We start from the raw sequence: 19,136 nt of genomic DNA, 5'->3' as shown, positions 1-19,136 counted from the left end.
AAAATCACTTTTTTTTACTTTTAATTATTTTTGATTAAATTTGCCATTCCATCAGAAGAAATATCAAGGGAAACTCAACACCTTATGCACGGGATAAGCAGATCGTCAGCTTTACTTTTCGACCAAAGCGCTATTCGATAAATTTCTGCCAATCCCGGCGTACTTTATATTCCTGACCATATGTAATCGTTTCAAATAATGGATTATTGCGATCAAGTTTTTGCCCGCCGTTTTTACCAAGTCTTCTGAAATTAAACCTTGTTTTTTCACGGCTTTGCTTGAACCAGAAGAAATCAAATGGAACAACCATATATAACCCTTTATCAAAACTGCCTTCGCCAAAATCCTGCTCTGACATATCGGTTACAGTTGCAAAAGCACCAATGGTAATTCCATTATCAAACTCTCTCGCGACATCTAGTGTCGCACCCCAGTCTTTTGCAAGGTAACGCCCCGCACTTAGTTTTGTCGTAATATCATATTTCTTATTGATATAATAAAGGTTCGCGTGCCCAGTGACCGTTTCATAATTTCTCATCGAAAATAACTGGTCATAATCACGCTGTTTTACATAATTAATATCTATACCTAAAGAAATGCTGGCATTATAGGGACTATATAAAAACTCTCCACTGATACCACTATACATATCTTCCAAATGACCCGCTGTTACACGAGCATAAATATTCTTTAATGGATTAGATGTATATTCAACATTCAATCGCCTGATGGCTGTTGTTGCCTCTGCTGAATATTTGCCAATGTCACTGCGAACGTGCGGGACATTCGTGCTCTGCGTATCAGGAATTAGATCTAGATCACCGATTAAATGCTGCTTTCCTTCTGCATATAATTTTAATGACTGCGTTACATTAAAGCCAATAAAGGCTCTAAGATTTACGTCTGCTTTAAAATGATCATCTTTTGTTGAGCCGAAATGGGAAATAACTTCTGGAAAAATTCCATATTCAATGCTTTTGACTTGCTTAGCAGAAACATGGTTTGGCTCTTTAAAGCGAGCGTTTGCTAACGCCTCTTCTGGGCTTCCATTATATCCAGCAAGATTTTCGATATCTTTTCTTAATACAGAAACATTGGAAACCGTTACCCCGTCATTTTGAGTTACGATATTATATCTTTCGATATTATCTGGCATTGATATCGTTAGATAACGCCCTACGCGGCCAATATTTTTCGGAAGTTCAGTATATGGCCCCACACCTTTTACAATTGTAGCTTCATTACCAATAATTTCTACCGAGTGGGGTTTTAAATTGCGTTTAGAAAGTCCCGCTAAAACTTCATTATTTAAGAGGGTAGCATTTTCTGAACCAGCATTCTGCTCTCTTTGATAAAGGCTGCTGTTCTTAAATGTTTCTAGTGAACGCTGTCCAGGTGTGTCACTTCTATAAATCGTCACTCTATTTTCTGAACGATCACTAAACCTTAATGTGATGGCAGGATATTTTTCCAAGAGAGCGCCAAATAGCATTAGTTTGGAAACTTGCTCTTCACCGGATTTAAACAACGTTAAATATAAATGATCTTGATTAACTTCAAGCTTTTCAACCGTAAACCCAAGGCGGTTTAAGCGTTCAAAAATAATATCCTGATCATTATAATCTTTAAAATCTCTTGATGACGTTGGTGAATTGCTAATTTCACGTGTGCGGATTTCATCTGGGCGTTGTCCCTCAGCAAAACCCAATTTCATTGGTTTATGAAGATTTTGTTTTAAGGTCAGATTTAAGGAAAGCTGATTTCCATGTAATAAACCGCCACCGATTTCAAGCCATTCTTTCGCCTTATAATTAAAGCCGAAATTAAAGGCCGTTTTGCTAATATAATCTTCGAAACCATCTGTTTTGGATTTATCAAACGTGGAATATTCAACTTTTGCAGTTAATTTTTTTATCGGTGTATTATATTCTACCCCCCAGAAAAAACCCATCCGGTCACCGGAAAAATAATCATCGAACCGCAGTTTTTCTGAACCATTATCCACAAACTCTCTGTTATTAAACCTGTCACCGAATATTTTAAAAATATTATTTATTTTTGCCCGGTGCGCGAGATTTCCAAAACCAAATCCGGCGGTAATATCAAAATTTGAAATTCTTTTGCTAGCAACAATATATTCACCACTACTTAATCCATTGCCAAGTAAGTCTTGTAGGCCAATGGCTATTGCCGGTCTAATATCACCTTCATCAAGAATTCTAAGCTTAATATCAAGTGCTTTATCAATGTGAGCATTATCAAGATCGGTGTATCGTAACGTTGTTTCAAACCATGGGGTTGCCTGCCAATTTGCATAATAGGTTTTGTCACTATCAATTAACCCTGCACCAATGGAAATTTCACCATCAGACGCAAAGCGCGCATTTCTCATTTCAAGCAAACCTGCACCGCCATAAACACCACGTGTTCCATCATCTTCTGCATATGCATAATTTGAAAGAGAGGGTAAAAAGCATGAGCTCAAAAGGGCATATTTAAGTGTTTTATGCAAAATATGCCCCTTTAAAAGTTAAGCTATTAATTTCTGACAAGTACGGCAATGGATGCGGCAGAAACGGCAAGATTTCTGAAAATATCACCAATTTCACTAATCAATGTAATACCGTCATACGGACTTAGGTCCGTCGGAACGACAATAGCAGACCCCGGCGGCAGACTTAGATTTCTATCACCGCCCCAAGAAGCAAGGCTAATTGGCTTGGAAACGCCATTCGGATATACGACAAAGACGCGGTCTTCGTCAGCCGATTGTGTAAAGCCACCAACTTCCTGAAGGTAACTTTCTAATCCTTTACCAGGAATAAACTGAAGCGCACTTGGGTTTAATACGTCGCCAACCGTCACAATAAAGTTTGGACGCTTCGGCATATAAAGAGAATCTCCAGCCTCAAGAACAATATCCTTTACTGGATCTAATGAGAGAATAACAGGATCGGCTTCAATCACCACACGGCCAAGAAAATCTTGTTCGGCCATTTCCGCGACCATACGCTGCACCGCAACAACACCGTTAGCATCAATATTCTTTTTTACGAATGCAGAAACCATCGCAGATTGAAGTCTGTCCGCTGTTTGTTTCATTTCTGCGCGTTGCATATTTTTCACACGTTCACGGGTAAATATTGCGCCATATGGATATGCTTGTGCTGTAAGCCCACCTGCACGGCGGATAAGAGAAGATAATTTTTCACCTTTTCTAATGGTGTAAACTCCCGGTTCCATCACTTCACCGGTTAAAAGTACTGCGCCATCTTCAAAATTGGTATAAAGACTACTAACACGCATACCGCCGCCTGGGTTTAATTTGACCGTGCTTAAATCATTAATCGAGGCATCAACATAATCCCAATCAAGACGCCTGCTGTTATCAACTTCGTCAATTGAAAGTCTGCTGATTTCAATTTTGGAAAGATCCGCGTCATTTGATGGCCCGCCAACCGTGGACATCACCAGGTCAACACGTGTATCTGGGCTAATCGGTAAAACACCAGGAAGTCTGATCGCGCCTTCTACAGAGATAATATGTTCTAAAACAAACGGTAGTAGATTTTCTTCATCCACATATATTGCTGGACAAAAATTATTTACTCTAAAACGGCGATCTTCTTCCATCTGCGCTTCGAGTTCAGCATTACGAATAATATCCGCATTGGTGAAATCCGAAATTCCGGAAATGGTTTCAATTCTTCTATCCTGAAGACTTTCAAGTTCCATATTGTTAAGAACATCTGTTCTTGAGAGGGAATTATTATCAACGCCCAAACCGTTAGAAACACCTTCGCTTCCAACATAAACCGCTCTTGTGGCAGTTGCGAAACGATTAGATTTTGAAGAAGCTATCAGCCTAGCTAAACGGTCAACCGGTTTACAATAATAATTATTTACAGCACCATCTTGCAAGAACTCAAACTGATCATATTCATTATTATAAATTACAGAGCGAACAATATCCGAAGACAGGAATTCAATTTCATTTCGGCCAAAGATTATCACCTTATCTTCATCAACAAGATCGACATTTTCCTGATTATAAAGAACCCCATGCACATTAAACGATAGGAATTGTCGTGTATTGGTAACTTGATCAGTGCGAATAATTACGCCAAATAAAAGATGCGGGTTTTCGCCAAGATTTTTAACAGACCCTAGTAAATCTTTAACATTTGAATATTCTGATACTGAGCGAATACCAGGCGTTTTAACATGTCCTAGAAGCGTCACCCGCCCTTCTTCTGAATTATCAAACAGGTTGACAATAACCATCTCACCATTTGAAATGTTACCATTCAGATCCATTTTTTCATAAAGTTGGCGTCCGCTATCGTTATACCTGATATGAGTATATGCATTGCCTTTTGGTCTGATTGGACCACCCGCAAGATCAAGAGCTTCACTAGATGAAATAATTTTTTTTCCGTCCGGAAGTTCATAAATCGCCGGACGAATTACATTACCGCCAATTGCGACTGTCGAGCCAATTGTCGGCACAATAATGCGGTCGCCATCCTTAAGGTTTATGATAGAAGGATTAATACCATCAAGTATATCATATAAATCAATTGGTATTCTTTCATCACCGCGCTGCAAGGTAATATTTCTTAATGATCCTGTCTTTTTAACACCACCAACATGTAATAACACTTCAATTGGACTAGAAAGACTGGTTGTTCTGACAATCGACGGGTTATATACCTCGCCAACAACAAGAACAGAAATCTGTCTTAATGTTGCCAGTGACAAATATACTTCTGTGCCAATAAGACTTTCAGAAACTTGCTTTTTAATTTCATCTTTTAAGGCACCAAAAGTCATATTAGCAGCCAACAATGGCTGCAAGGTTGGAATAATCAAACGACCTTCACGGTCAACCTGCGTTTGGACTACCTCTTCTTTTGAACCTTTAAAACTGATAACAAACTGATCACCAACGCCAATAACATAACTATCTGGCACGGCACCAGTTATCATTTCATCCGGCATTGGAAGTCTGTCAAAAATATTATAACCAAATTGGGAAACAGTTGCATTCTCGCCACCTAAATTAGTTTGGCGAGCATTATACCCTTGTTCAATAACAGAAGGGCCTTGTGCCCGGCGCTCCATCAATTGCTGATTAAGTTTATCCATATAATCTTGCGCACGTAACTGGTCTAACGGCGATTGAATTCTAGTCGTCTGATTGCTGGCACCTGTTTGCTGTCTAATCTGATCAAATATATTTTGATCTAAAGATTGTGCAAAAACATTGCTTAAAAGCAACAAATAGCCAATTAAAATGAGAGCGATATTTCTTCCATATGCAAGAATATTGGACATATTGAATGTATTCCTGTTTTCCTTATTTTTCCGCGACGTTAGCAGAATTTATTCAAATCGTAAAATAAGATTTATTATTAAATAACCTTAGTCGATTTAACCCACCAATTATTTTTTTCTTTTATAATCAATTCATACGCATTGTGACAGTCTTTTTCTGAAGAATATATACCGAAGCAAGTTGCCCCGCTTCCGCTCATTCTACTTAGTAGCAATCCTTCGGTTGTATCAATCGCTGAAATCACATCTTGAATGACAGACTTTTTACTAACCGCAGCGCTTTGCAATGAATTATGGCTGTTATTTAATGCATCTAATATGAATGGTAAATGAACCTCATTTTTCGAAAAATGTCTTTCTTTATCAAATTCATGATTTTCAATTTTGTATTCTTTAAAAATTTCAGGCGTAGAAACCGATATACTTGGATTAACAAGCAATAAATAAAGATCATCTTTAATATCAAAGGGCACCAATTTTTCACCAATGCCACTCATGTGTGACGTTTGTCCCAATAAACAAACCGGTATATCCGCACCAAGTTTTAATCCAATTTCATTCAATCGTTCATCTGAAATCTCGAGATTAAATAATTCAATTATGAGTTTGATCGCGGCCGCAGCATCACTAGAACCGCCGCCGATCCCTGATGAAACCGGAAGATTTTTAACAAGATGGAATTTAAAATTCGGTTGAATTTTTGCTTCTTCGGCAATCAATTTCGCTGCCCTTAAAACAAGATTATCTTCATTTACTGTTAACCCATTTGAAAAAGGTCCTGTTATGTCTAATGAAAGACTATCCGACTTTTCAATATATAACTCATCACCAAATTCCGTAAAAACCACAAGACTATCCAAAAGATGATAGCCATCTTCCCGTCTTCCGGTGATTAACAAGTCTAAATTGATTTTTGCGGGTGCCAGCACAGTTTTCTCTTAAAAGTCCGGTTTTACATAACCATTTTCAATTTTGGACTTAATAACTTCCGCATCACTTTCATCGGGAGACAACGAAAGCGCGTGTCGCCATTGAAAACGAGCCTCGTTTTTACGGCCAACTGTCCAATATGCATCGCCTAAATGATCATTAATTGCCCAATCCTGCGTTTGAAGTTGCGCCGCACGTTCTAAAACTTCAACGGCTTCCTCCTCATCACCCATTTTATAAAGCGCCCAACCAAGACTATCCACGATATATCCATCATTGGGGCGAAGCTCCACGGCCCGGATTAGCATTTTTTTGGCAAGTTCATAATTAACGCCCTGATCCACCCATGAATAAGCAAGGTAATTTAATACCATTGGCTGTTCGGGCCTTAACTGAAGCGCTTTTTTAAAATCACTCTCCGCTTCCGGCCAACGTTTTTCCTGATCAAAAACAATACCGCGCGTATAATAAACAATCCAATCACGTTCAGTTTCATTTTCAATTGTTTCTATCACTTTTGTATAGGCAGGAATGGCTTCTGCAAATCGTTCATGAAGGCGGTAAAACTCTGCTATTGAATTTAACACTTCGCGATTGTTTGGATATTCTTTTTCAATTTCACGAAGCGCAGCAATCGTTTCTTCAGAACGGTCCATTTCATCAAATAGCCACGCACGCTGTAACTTTGATTGAAAATAAAGCGGGCTATCATTTTTAATACGAGCGAGCTGATCCGCCGCCCCATTATAATATTCATCGCTTTCAAAAATCTGCGCCTGCATAAAATGAGCAAGCGGAAATTCCGTTTTAAATACAAGTGCATATTGCAAGAAGTTCGTAGCTATTCCTTTTACATTATCCTGCATTAGAATTGTCGCGACGGTATAAAATAATTCAGCATAACCTTCTTCTAATGAACTAACCAAAGGTGTGGAAGCTTCATTGTTGTGCAAGGCATCAAGTTCTGATTTTAGATTTTCATTACCTGGCGCTGTTTCAATATATTGATTAAGGGCTAGTTCTGCCTCTTCCAATTTACCAAGTTTTCTTAAGATTTTTGAGTATGCCTCAACCGCACGAAGGTTCGTTAACCCTCGTTCCGCTAGGCCACGTGAATAATAGCTTTCCGCTTTTTCCAGTTCACCGATATATTCATAAATTAAGCCCATCTGAAAGAAATTAAAGAAGTTAAAACTGCCATCTTCTCCTTCATAACTTTCGGCGATTTTCGAGATTTCTTCAAAATTGCCCTGCTCTGCATAAATCCAGCTTTTAAAAATTGGCTTCACCAAATTCATGATACCCGTACTTGCAAGACCATCAATCGTTGGCAGCGCTTCCTCATAATTTTTATTTCTAACAAGATCAAAAAAATGAATTAAATTCGAAACATCGTTTTCTTCGTTTAATTCACGTAATTTATTGGCATTATCAAGCGCATCTTCAAACCTACCCGCAGCAACAAACACATTCATAGAAAATTGAAGTAGCTCAACATTTTCCGGATCAAGCCTTACCGCATGCAAGTAATTTTCCGCGGCAACATCATATTGATGATTAAAAAGTGCATGACGCGCGGTTAAATATTCACCAAACGGACGATCAGAATCATCAATTTGAAATTCCTGTGCAGTTAAGTATGTCGGAATAATAGCGATCAGAGCCGCTAAAAATATGGCAATTTTATTTTTCATTAAGTAACCAAATACCCTTGAGATTATTTCATTTTCGATATTATCGTAGTTTTTCTTAAAACCCAATAATGAAAAAAAGATTTACATATTCGGATAATTTGGTCCGCCGCCACCTTCCGGTGTGACCCAGTTAATATTCTGGCTTGGGTCTTTAATATCACAGGTTTTACAATGGACGCAGTTTTGCGAATTAATTTGTAATTTTACACCTTCGCCTTCGTCAAGAAATTCATATACGCCCGCAGGACAAAAACGTGCTTCCGGCCCATCATAAATTTTATGATTTACATTTACCGGAACACTGTCATCTTTCAAGGTCAAATGACACCGCTGGTCTTCTTCGTGATTTGTATTGGATAAAAAGACCGATGAAAGTTTATCAAATGTAATTTTACCATCGGGCTTTGGATAATCTATTTTTTCACATTCTGCCGCTGGCTTTAAACATTCGTGATCATTATCATGGCTAAACGTCCATGGAAGCAAGAAACCAAGACCGATATTATTCATCCACATATCAAATCCGGCGTACATTGTTCCCCAAAAGGCACCAAACTTATGAATAGCCGGTTTTGCGTTTCTAACACGTTTAAGGTCTTTATGTATCCAACTGTTATTAAAGGCTTCTTCGTAACCAGAAAGTTCGTTTCCACTTTCATTTTCCAACGCCTTAAAAGCTTCTTCAGCCGCTAACATGCCACTTTTCATAGCATTGTGGCTTCCTTTAATGCGCGGCACATTCACGAACCCTGCAGAACATCCAATTAATGCACCACCGGGGAATGATAACTTTGGTACTGATTGAAGCCCGCCTTCATTTATCGCGCGTGCGCCATATGAAATACGTTTACCGCCATCAAACATATCTTTTAATGCGGGATGGGTTTTATAGCGCTGCATTTCTTCAAATGGCGAAAGATACGGATTTGCATAGTCAAGTCCCACAACAAAACCAATAGCCACCTGATTATTATCTAGATGATAACAAAAACCACCACCAACAGTATCTGAATTAAGCGGCCAACCTTGCGTATGGATAACAAGACCTTGTTTGTGTTTTTCTGGATCAATTTCCCATAATTCTTTAATGCCTATGCCATATGTTTGTGGTTCACGTCCATTTCTAAGGTCATATTTATTGATAACTTCTTTGGACAATGATCCACGAACACCTTCTGCAAAAAATGTGTATTTCGCATGTAATTCCATGCCCGGCATATAGCTATCTTTTTGTGAACCATCGGCCGAAACCCCCATATCACCTGTTGCGATCCCCTTTACGGAACCATCATCATGATAAAGAACCTCTGCAGCGGCAAAGCCAGGAAAAATTTCAATCCCCATATTTTCCGCCTGTTCCGCAAGCCAGCGGCTTAAATTGCCAAGACTAACGATATAATTCCCTTTGTTGCTTAATAATGGCGGCATTAGAATATGCGGAAGTGATGTTTTGCCCGTCTCGCTCAATGCCCAATGTTGGTTATCGGTCACGGGAACTTCAAGCGGTGCGCCCTTTTCTTTCCAATCCGGGATTAATTCATTTAATGCAATCGGATCAATTACCGCGCCCGATAGAATATGTGCGCCAATTTCGGAACCTTTTTCAAGCACGCAAATAGAATAATCCTTGCCCTCTTTCTCGCATAACTGTTTGAAACGTATTGCAGATGACAAGCCCGCTGGTCCCCCACCCACAATAACGATGTCATATTCCATAAATTCACGTTCCATTTTTATGCTCCCGAAAATGAATGTTACTTATTGGTAACTTATTTTTATATGTATGGTCAATTAATCTATTTAAATTTACAAAATAAGTGGCTACTATTCTATAAAAAAATAATGAGGAATACATGAAATTCGAAGAAGCACAACGCCTGCCCTTAACGTCATTACCAACATCGTTTTATAAAATGGCGAATTTAACCAAACATCTTGGTGGTCCAGATATTTATGTTAAACGTGATGATGTCATGGACCTTGCCCATGGCGGCAATAAAACAAGAAAGCTCGAATATGTATTCGCGAATATGCTCGCGCAAGGATATGACACCGTAATTACGATGGGCGGCATTCAATCAAATCATGTCCGTCAAACCATTTCAGGTGCGGCGCGTCTTGGCATCGAAAGCCATGCGATCCTTAATATACCCGTTCCGGAATTAAAAGATGAGCTGGCCGCATCCGGTAATTATTTAATGGATGTTATTATGGACGGGAAAATCCATATTGTTGATGGCGATGATGATGCCTGTGTGCAAAAAATGCAGGATGTAAAGGATGCATTAACCGCAGATGGCAAAAAACCTTATCTTGTGCCCATGGGCGCGTCTGACGGGGTTGGAAGCCTTGGATATATGGCATGCGCCCGTGAAATGATGATCCAGTGGGAAAATATGGAAATCAATCCAAGCCACATTTTCGTTGGCACCGGAAGCTGCGGCACACATGGCGGTTTGCTCGCGGGACTACGGTATTTCGGTAACAAATCCACCAAAGTCGTCGGCGTATCCGTCAGCCAGCCAGAAGAACGAAAAATCGCCGATGTAAAAGATATTTTAAATCAAATTCATGATGTTATCGAATTGCCTGACGATTTAATCGCTGATGATGATATCATTGTTAAGGACGCCTATTATGGTAAGGCATATGCCTATCCCACCGATGAAGCCAATGATGCGGTTAAATTAATCGCGAAATTAGAAGGTATATTGCTTGACCCGGTATACACAGGAAAAACAATGGCAGGCATGATTGATTTAATTGAAAAAGGGGAACTTAAGGACGCAAAAGACATGGTCTTCCTCCATACCGGGGGTGCACCAGCATTACATCCATACGCAAAATATTTTTTATAAGGGATAATTAAATGAAACAAAATCGACGTGATATGCTTAAAACAGCAGGTCTTGCAACACTTGCCGCAACAACATTTTCCGCTAAGGCATTCGCAGAAACCAGCAAAAACTTTAATCAAATCCCGCGTATCAAGTTAACCACCCTGCCCACAGCGTGCAATAAAATGGAAAACTTGACCCAATTAATGGGTGGTCCTGATTTATATATTAAACGTGATGATGTCATGGAACTGGCGCATGGCGGCAATAAAACAAGAAAACTTGAATTTTCCCTCGCTGAAGCCGTTAAAAATGGTGCTAAGGCCGTAGTGACACAAGGCGGATTACAATCAAACCATGTGCGTCAAACCGTATCAGGGGCAAAAAAAATCGGCCTAGAAGTTCACGTCATTCTATCGAACCCAGTACCAGAAATGGAAGACAGACTAAAAGATAGTGGTAATTACCTTATGGACCGCTTAATGGGTGCGCATATTCATCTAGCGGGCGCAGAAGGTCGCGGTCCCGTCGTTGAAAAGGTTATTGCTGACCTAACTGCACAAGGTAAAAATCCATATAACATCCCATCCGGCGCATCAAACGCAATTGGTTCCATGGGGTATGTGGATGCTGCACGTGAACTTATTTCCCAGTGGAACGAGATGGGCATTTCCCCAAGTCATATTTTCACAGCAACAGGAAGCTGCGGGACCGCAGCAGGCCTATTAACCGGACTGCGATATTTTGGGAACAGAACAACGAAAGTGATCGCCATTTCCGTTGCCGCCCCTGCTGCACCACTTAAAAACCGCATTAGACAAATTGTCGACGAAGGATGCGAAATGCTTGGAACACCTGGGCTTGTTAAGGATGATGAAATTATCGTCGAAGATAAATATTACGGACAGGCTTACGGATACCCAACAGATGCAGGCATAGCCGCCCTTAAAATGATCGCTGAAAGCGAAGGCATCATCCTTGACCCGGTTTATACAAGCAAGGGCATGTCAGGCATGATTGATATGCTAAGAATGGAAAGATTGGAAAACGCACGCGATCTTGTATTCTTACACACTGGCGGCGCACCAGCAATTCACCCTTACAGGGATTATTTTAATGCTTAAATCATTTCTTACGGTTCTGGTTACTTTTTTCATTTCCCAACATGCAATTGCTGAAGGATTGAAAGTCGTTATTCTGGGTACAGGCACCCCAGTTATGAAACCAGAAAGATCAGGACCAGGCGTCGCAGTATTATCAGGCGGCAAAGCATATATCGTGGATAGTGGCGCCGGTATGGTTAGAAAAGCCATCGAAGCATCAAAAACACATCCGGAATTAAAAGCATCAAACCTTGATATGCTTTTTCTTACTCATCTTCATTCGGATCATACGGCTGGTCTATCCAATATGATTTTGGCACCGTGGGTATTAAGGCGTGAGCACCCCCTTAAACTATTCGGCCCGCCCGGTTCAAAACATATGGCAGATACCATAATTAGCGCCTATTCCGAAGACATTGATATGCGTATTAATGGTTCACAGCCAGCAAATCTTAATGGCTATAAAGTAGAAACAACTGAATTTTCGGCGTCCGGAACAATATTTGAGGACGACAATGTCATCGTTGAAGCCATCAAAGTCCCCCACGGTTCATGGGAACATGCATACGGTTACAAATTTACTGAAAAAAGCACAGGAAAAACAGCAGTGATATCCGGTGACACCGCATATAGCGAGGCAATCATTGATGCTGCCACCGACGCTGATATTCTTGTTCATGAAATTATATCAGAACGCGCTTTAAGCAAAAGATCAGAAGAATGGCAAATTTATCATAAATCTTTTCATACATTACCGTCGGAAATCGCGGATATTGCCAATAAAGCAAAGCCACGCGTTCTAGTGCTTTATCACCAACTTTACTGGGATGAGGAAGACAACCGCCTTGCCGAAGAAGTTATGGAAGCAGGCTATAATGGAAAAATCGTATCAGCAAATGATCTGGATGTATTTCAATGACCCATATCCGTGAAGCAACAGATGATGATTGGGAAAAAATTTGGCCAATATTTTTCGAAGTGGTGAATAAGGGCGATACTTATGCCTATAACCCCGACACACCAAAGCAAGAAGCTTTCTTCATCTGGTTAAAGCGCACAAAAAAGACTTATGTCTTTGAAGAAAATGGTGAAATACTCGGCACCTATTATATCACCACCAATTACACAAGACATGTGTGTAATTGTGGTTATATGGTGTCATCAGCGGCACGCGGTAAAGGGGTCGCCACCAAAATGTGCATCCATTCCCAAAACGAAGCCAGACGATTAGGTTATAAAGCCATGCAATTTAATTTTGTCATTTCCACCAATGTTGGTGCGATAAAATTATGGGAAAAACTGGGTTTTGATACAGTCGGCCGTGTGCCTAAGGCATTTAAACATCCCCGCGAAGGATTTGTGGACGCCCTTGTTATGTATAAATGGCTTGCGGATTAATGATTACCCAATAATAACAGATGCGGTTGTGCCCTTACCAAAATCACTTTTTAAATCAAACGTATGACCATGAAGCTCAACAATCTGTTTTACAATCGGTAAACCAAGCCCCGTTCCTGCCTTATTTTTCTGATTGATATCATGAACCTGACCAAATGGCGTAAGCACAGTTTCAATATCTTCTTTCTTAATACCCACCCCGTCATCAATGACAGATAGCATTACTTGCCCGGAAGGCGTTTTTTCAATGCGGCAAATGATTAAGCCATCTTTATTTGTAAATTTCACCGCATTGGAAAGCAGATTAATAAGCACGCGTTTATATGTGTTTTTATCACCATTAATTCTAACGTCATCTTCGTCCGTTAAATTTTCAAGTTTTAAAGTTATCCCTTTGCTTTCTGCCTGAATTTCCAGCATCATAATTGCCGTTTCTGCACATTCCGTTAGTGAAAATTCAGTATTGTTAAGCTCCCATTTCCCAGCCTCGATTTTCGACAAATCAAGAATATCATCAATCACTTTTTCAAGGTGTTTACCGCTATCTCTAATATCTGACAGATATTCAATATATTTGGGTTCTTTGATTTCACCATATACGCCACCGGACATTGTTTCTGAAAAACCGATAATCGCATTTAATGGTGTCCTTAATTCATGGGACATATTCGCAAGGAAGTTTGATTTGGCATTGTTCGCTTTTTCCGCATCCAATCTTGCGATTGTTTCTTTTTCACGCGAAAGCGCCAATTCAGACTGCGCCGCTTTACGCATGCGAATTTCTTGTTGCAAACTGTAATTACGATATAATATCGCCAATATAATGATTAAAACAAATGGCCCCCAGCGAACAACATAATCCCAACCATCGGTAATATTGTAATTTAGTGATAACCATTTGCGGGAAATTTCCGCCTTTTCAATTGGCGTAATGCTGCTCATTGCTTTTTGTAATGAACTTGCAAGTAATGGCAGATCTTTTCTCGCGGCCATTGCATTGGCACCACTATAAGGCGCACCGCCAACAACAACCAATTCATGAAGACCCGCTTCAGAAATATAATAAGCGGCGACAGATATATTCCCCACATAGGCATCGACATCACCATCAGCAACCATTTGTAAAGCTTCAACGGTTGTTTCTGCCTCAATAATATTGATTTCTGGATATTCTTGCCTGATTAATCTGGAAAGGGAAAAGCCCTTAACTTGGGAAATGGTACGCCCCGACAAGGCATCCATATTACCAAAAGATTCCCTGTCAATACGTGAGAAAATCACGATCGACACTTTAAAATAACTGTCTGTGAAAGAAAGAAATTCACGTCTATCCGGGGTATTATTGGCGCCGGAAACCATATGGGCTTCGCCCGCATGGATTTTTTCTAATCCCTCGGCCCAATTATTATTGCCAGCCCATTTGAATTGAACCCCAAGTCGTTCACCCATTAGTTTTAAATAATCACCCGCAATACCGCTGATTTCCCCGTTGGGGCCAATAAATTCCATTGGCTGCATGGTTGGGTCAGTTGCAACAAGAATTTCCGGGTTATCGCGTAACCAGTTTCTTTCTTCTTGAGTAAGGCTTAATGGAGTATCTTGTGCGTGTGTGGATAGGCTGCTTATGAAAAGCAGAAACAGAAAATATTTTACTATCTTAATATAACTAATCACACATACTCCTTACACTGTGCGAGAGCCTATCATTGAAAATACCAAAATGTCAAATGGCATACTTTCTCTTAGTTTTTATCCATAAATTCCATAAAGAAACACACCAACAAAATTCGCTGTTGCGTAACCAAATGTACCACAAAGAACCGCCGGCGTAACGAGGGTTTTCCACCCCATGGCCCCTGCCATTGCTGCCGCTGTCGGTGGGCCAAGAATACAGGCGTTTGACCCAACCAATGCTTCTGGCAATCCCAGCTTGAAAATTTTGGAAAGCGTTAAAATAACAATTAAATGCGTTGATAAAATGATAAATGCAAATAGCGCAAGCAACATTCCACTTTCAATCATAGTCATTATGTCAACGCTCGCCCCAACGGCGCCAAGGAACAAATACATAATCGCAATACCAATTGGGAAAGCTTCCGATAATTTCGCAATTTTTTCATGGGCCAATGTCGCCATTGCGACCGTAAGTGCCGTCAGAATTAAAAGCCTTATCGGAGGATAGCCAATAAAACCGGAAATAATATCACTTAATACAACGATAAAAAATGCAATCCCAAGTGAAAAGACAGCACGTTCAATGGCAAATGGCGGCTCTTCGGCGGCGGCGATTTCATCATCGTCATCATATTCCGTGCCCGCAGGATCATAATTAAATTTCTTTGCCATGAATTGCATGCTCGGGATCGCGATAAGCAATGCCATAAACGATACCCCCACAACATTATCCGCAGCAATACTGGCGGCCATAATGCTTTCTTCTTTAAAATCGATTGCATTAGCAACCCCAACGAAATTGGCGGAACCACCAATGAATGTTGCGCTAAAGATTCCGGCTAGTTCCGCTTCAAATTCACCAAGTGGCAACAACATCACCCCAATAACGGTGCCAAGCGTTGTACCAATCGCACCGAATATAAAGGCAATCAATGTCGGGCCGGATTCTTTAAATATTTTCTTTAGGTTCGCATTAAAGAGCAGCAGCACAATCGCAATTGGAACACCCACTGAATTTATGCTGTTAAATACACCGTTGCTCGCAGGAATGATTTTAAAATTGGCAAGCACTGCACCAAATGTAATAACCATGATCGTGCCGGAAATTTTTTGCCCAATGGTTGTTTTTTCAAGCCTAAATGCAAGTGCAACCATCAACAACATCACAGCCCAAAGTGCAAAATTATTATCAGCGGATATCAATGTCATTTTTTATTATTCCTCCCGAATTTTTATGTTGAAACCCTACTCAATATGATTACCATTTGCCAAGTAATTTATTTAGGAATGTATAAAAATGCTTATTGATATTAAAACTCACCAATTCCCCCTTAAATACCCATTTGTCATTACGGGATATACATTTAACACGGCTGACACGATACGCGTTACCCTTGAACAGGACGGCGTAAAAGGCCACGGTGAATCGTTAGGCATCTATTACGAAGATGAAACACCAGAAAGCATGACAAAGCAGATTGAAGACATCATTTTTGATAATATCACGCATGAACAAGTCAATGAATTTTTGCCACGTGGCGGCGCTAGAAACGCCATTGACTGCGCATTTTGGGATTTAAAATGCAAGCTTGCTGGTAAGAGTATTTTTGATCTGCTGAATATTAATCCGATAAAACCATTATCCACTGTTGCCACCGTTGGTATTGACACACCGGAAAATATGGCCGCACGTGCCGCTGAATATTCAAAATATCCAAATTTAAAAATCAAATTATCCGGTGATGCCCCGATTGAAAGATTAGAAGCCATCCGCGCGGCACGTCCAGATGCCACGCTCATTACCGATGTCAATCAGGGTTGGACATTCGAAGAATTAAAAGAATATATCCCGCATTGTAAAAAACTGGGACTGGCCATGATTGAACAACCCCTGGCCCGTGGTAAGGACGAAGAATTAGAAGGTTTTAAATCAGAAGTCCCCCTTGGCGCAGATGAAAGCTGCCTTGATAGCAGTGAATATGAGGTTAACGCCAGACGCTATGATGTGATTAACATCAAACTTGATAAATGTGGTGGCTTAACCGATGCGCTTGAAATTATCCGCCTTGCTAATCGTGACGGTAAAGGATTAATGGTTGGCAATATGACTGGATCATCGCTTTCCATGGCACCGAGTTTTGTTGTCGGTCAGCATTGCGACTTCATTGATCTGGACGGTCCATTATTCCTTAAAGATGATGTTGAAAATGGCCTTGAATATGCCGAAGGCGGGATCGTAAGCACCCCGACCCCGGCATTATGGGGATAGATTAAGAATAAGTTTTTACAATCTTATCAACTAGTTCCTGATAATAAGCCGGGCTGCCATGAATCCAGTCCGGTTCACCATCCTTAAAAATATGGATATCTTTGCTTAATCCTTTTGTTTTCTCACGCCATTCTCGGACATTGAATATTTTAACGCCAATTTTTTCCAGGAATTTATCATAGACGCTCTCATACAAGAACATATATGAATCCCTCTTTTCCATACCGGAAATATTCTTAAAAATTGGTGGATCAGGTAACGCAATCACTTTAAAGCCAGCCTCCACCAAATTTTGCAAAAATTGAATATGTTTATCATAACGCCCGGAAAAATATTTCAATGTTTCCTCCAGGTTAAACTCATCCCCTAAATTATTGGTTTTAAACCATCTAATGAGTTTTGCCATTGACCTATGTGTTTGATAGCCAACATTGGTAACGATGATTGGTTTTTTACCGGTTTGTTTTTCGGTATTTTTTACTGTTTCAATTGCATTTTCCCAAAAATGGCGCGCGCCCTTGTTTTCTAACATCACAATGTAGTCTTCATCGGTAAGGTGAAACAAACCATCTTCCCATGCAGAACCATTCATCAATGCACCACCACAGTGGCTGATATTTCTTTTGGCAAAACATTTCGACAAGAACCCCATATGACTATCGCCAATAAGGAAAAATTTCACAGGATCACTTGATACCGCACTATTTCTTTGGCCTTCAAGGGTTTCTTCTTCACAAACCGCATCGCCATTTAATTGAGAGCCACCGACATTTGGAGAGCCAAAAAATTCTGCTTCTTTTTGTTGTTTCTTTAGTGCCTTTTTGAATTCATATGGTGATATTCCGGCTTCAAAATGTGACATCACATATGAAACACCGTTTGGCGTTACACTACGTAAATTCTCTTCAAAGAAAATACCCTTGTTTGCAACCGAATTTATGATCTCATAAGACGGGAAATAATCAACATTCGAATGTTTTTCTTTCATTCTTTCTGCAACGCTTCGTAAAATGGACTTTGAATATGTAGTCGCACTTAGCACATGATTTTGCGATGCCGTCGCGGTAAGTGGAACCGGCGAAACGGTGAGCAGCACATTAATTTTACTGTTAACGGATTTTATAAGCTCAAGAACCTGTTCTAGTTCATCAATATTTTCTTCAAATGAATAATTTTTAAAAGAATATTTTTTCTTATCGAATTCACCACAAAGCGTACCCGGACACATTGGATAAACAACACCATCATTGTCAATCCAGCTTTCCGTTAAACCAAGTGTAAAAATAAAAACTTCTGCATTTTTTATGCTTTCAAGCATTTCACCAAATGCTTCTTCTCTGGATGCAACTAATGCATCTTTGCTCTCGTAGCCATCCTCGTTAAATACTGGACGAAGCAGATCAAACCACCGTCCATTTTCTTGATGCACTATATTAGAAAGGTCACATTTTCCAAGGGCCGCTTCCAATAATTCACGTAACAACGCACACGTATAAATATTTCCAAATGCAAATGAAAAGTTATGAAGACTATCCAACGAGGATGCATAAAATGAATACCCCTTATCACTTAACCATTTCCCCACGTGCTGTGCAAAACATGATCCGGCTGCAACAATATTAGATTGTTTTTTAATCTTGAATTTTGGCTTCCAGAGATCCTCGTAAAATTGTTGTGGTTGACGCTCTTTTACACCCGTTTTCCAAAATCTGTTGTCTGGTAAATTTGAGTAAGGGTTTTTCTTTTCTTTATTCTTATTTTTGCTCATTCTTTTTCCCGGATGGATATCTTTTATCCGGTTAATCTAATGCAAGAATATGACAAGAACAATTACGAATTGATGATAAAGAAATATTTTTACCACCCAAATAAAAAGGGGTGATTATCAACATAA

General features: G+C 39.9%; 13 protein-coding genes. 5 read left to right on the top strand and 8 right to left on the bottom strand.

What is annotated here, in order from left to right; all coding sequences use genetic code 11:
* Nucleotides 1-130: 130 nt before the first annotated feature.
* The 5 genes from KW060_RS07450 to KW060_RS07430 form a co-directional block, all read right to left on the bottom strand.
* Nucleotides 131-2,512, bottom strand: a complete 2,382-nt coding sequence (locus KW060_RS07450; protein ID WP_249034184.1) for a YjbH domain-containing protein — start codon at nucleotides 2,510-2,512, stop codon at nucleotides 131-133.
* Between the two features lie 26 nt (nucleotides 2,513-2,538).
* The gene (locus tag KW060_RS07445) at nucleotides 2,539-5,337 is read right to left on the bottom strand and encodes an SLBB domain-containing protein (protein WP_249034183.1); all 2,799 of its coding nucleotides are present in this window, start codon (nucleotides 5,335-5,337) and stop codon (nucleotides 2,539-2,541) included.
* A 77-nt stretch (nucleotides 5,338-5,414) separates the two neighbouring features.
* Nucleotides 5,415-6,266: a 4-(cytidine 5'-diphospho)-2-C-methyl-D-erythritol kinase gene (locus KW060_RS07440; RefSeq protein WP_249034182.1), complete on the bottom strand. Its 852-nt coding sequence runs from the start codon at nucleotides 6,264-6,266 to the stop codon at nucleotides 5,415-5,417.
* A 9-nt stretch (nucleotides 6,267-6,275) separates the two neighbouring features.
* Nucleotides 6,276-7,961, bottom strand: a complete 1,686-nt coding sequence (locus KW060_RS07435) for a tetratricopeptide repeat protein (RefSeq protein WP_249034181.1) — start codon at nucleotides 7,959-7,961, stop codon at nucleotides 6,276-6,278.
* Nucleotides 7,962-8,042: 81 nt separating this feature from the next.
* Nucleotides 8,043-9,692, bottom strand: a complete 1,650-nt coding sequence (locus KW060_RS07430) for an electron transfer flavoprotein-ubiquinone oxidoreductase (RefSeq protein WP_249034180.1) — start codon at nucleotides 9,690-9,692, stop codon at nucleotides 8,043-8,045.
* Between the two features lie 122 nt (nucleotides 9,693-9,814).
* Between KW060_RS07430 and KW060_RS07425 the strand changes: the two genes are divergently transcribed.
* The 4 genes from KW060_RS07425 to KW060_RS07410 are packed head-to-tail and all read left to right on the top strand — an operon-like array spanning nucleotide 9,815 to nucleotide 13,299.
* Nucleotides 9,815-10,819, top strand: coding sequence for a D-cysteine desulfhydrase family protein (locus KW060_RS07425; protein ID WP_249034179.1), 1,005 nt, complete (start codon nucleotides 9,815-9,817; stop codon nucleotides 10,817-10,819).
* An 11-nt stretch (nucleotides 10,820-10,830) separates the two neighbouring features.
* Nucleotides 10,831-11,922, top strand: coding sequence for a D-cysteine desulfhydrase family protein (locus KW060_RS07420; protein WP_249034178.1), 1,092 nt, complete (start codon nucleotides 10,831-10,833; stop codon nucleotides 11,920-11,922).
* A complete protein-coding gene (locus tag KW060_RS07415) occupies nucleotides 11,915-12,820 on the top strand; it encodes an MBL fold metallo-hydrolase (RefSeq protein WP_249034177.1) in 906 nt (301 codons plus the stop codon). The genes KW060_RS07420 and KW060_RS07415 overlap by 8 nt, the downstream gene beginning before the upstream one ends.
* Nucleotides 12,817-13,299, top strand: coding sequence for a GNAT family N-acetyltransferase (locus tag KW060_RS07410; RefSeq protein WP_249034176.1), 483 nt, complete (start codon nucleotides 12,817-12,819; stop codon nucleotides 13,297-13,299). Before KW060_RS07415 ends, KW060_RS07410 begins: the two co-directional genes overlap by 4 nt.
* A 3-nt stretch (nucleotides 13,300-13,302) precedes the next feature.
* Here KW060_RS07410 and KW060_RS07405 read toward each other — a convergent pair whose 3' ends face one another.
* On the bottom strand, nucleotides 13,303-14,973 hold the full coding sequence (locus KW060_RS07405) for an ATP-binding protein (RefSeq protein ID WP_249034175.1): 1,671 nt from the start codon (nucleotides 14,971-14,973) through the stop codon (nucleotides 13,303-13,305).
* Nucleotides 14,974-15,048: 75 nt separating this feature from the next.
* Nucleotides 15,049-16,182 carry a DUF819 family protein gene (locus KW060_RS07400; RefSeq protein WP_249034174.1) on the bottom strand — a complete coding sequence of 378 codons (1,134 nt, stop codon included), beginning with the start codon at nucleotides 16,180-16,182 and terminating at the stop codon, nucleotides 15,049-15,051.
* A gap of 88 nt (nucleotides 16,183-16,270) precedes the next feature.
* On the opposite strand from KW060_RS07400, the gene KW060_RS07395 reads away from it, so the two are divergent.
* Nucleotides 16,271-17,242 carry a dipeptide epimerase gene (locus KW060_RS07395; protein WP_249034173.1) on the top strand — a complete coding sequence of 324 codons (972 nt, stop codon included), beginning with the start codon at nucleotides 16,271-16,273 and terminating at the stop codon, nucleotides 17,240-17,242.
* A gap of 1 nt (nucleotide 17,243) precedes the next feature.
* Here the strand turns inward: KW060_RS07395 and KW060_RS07390 are convergent, their stop codons facing one another.
* Nucleotides 17,244-19,010, bottom strand: coding sequence for a GSCFA domain-containing protein (locus KW060_RS07390; protein WP_249034172.1), 1,767 nt, complete (start codon nucleotides 19,008-19,010; stop codon nucleotides 17,244-17,246).
* Nucleotides 19,011-19,136 lie beyond the last annotated feature (126 nt).

Source organism: Pseudemcibacter aquimaris, from assembly GCF_028869115.1.
GTDB lineage: Bacteria > Pseudomonadota > Alphaproteobacteria > Sphingomonadales > Emcibacteraceae > Pseudemcibacter > Pseudemcibacter aquimaris.
This window is presented reverse-complemented; position numbering and strand designations above follow the sequence as displayed.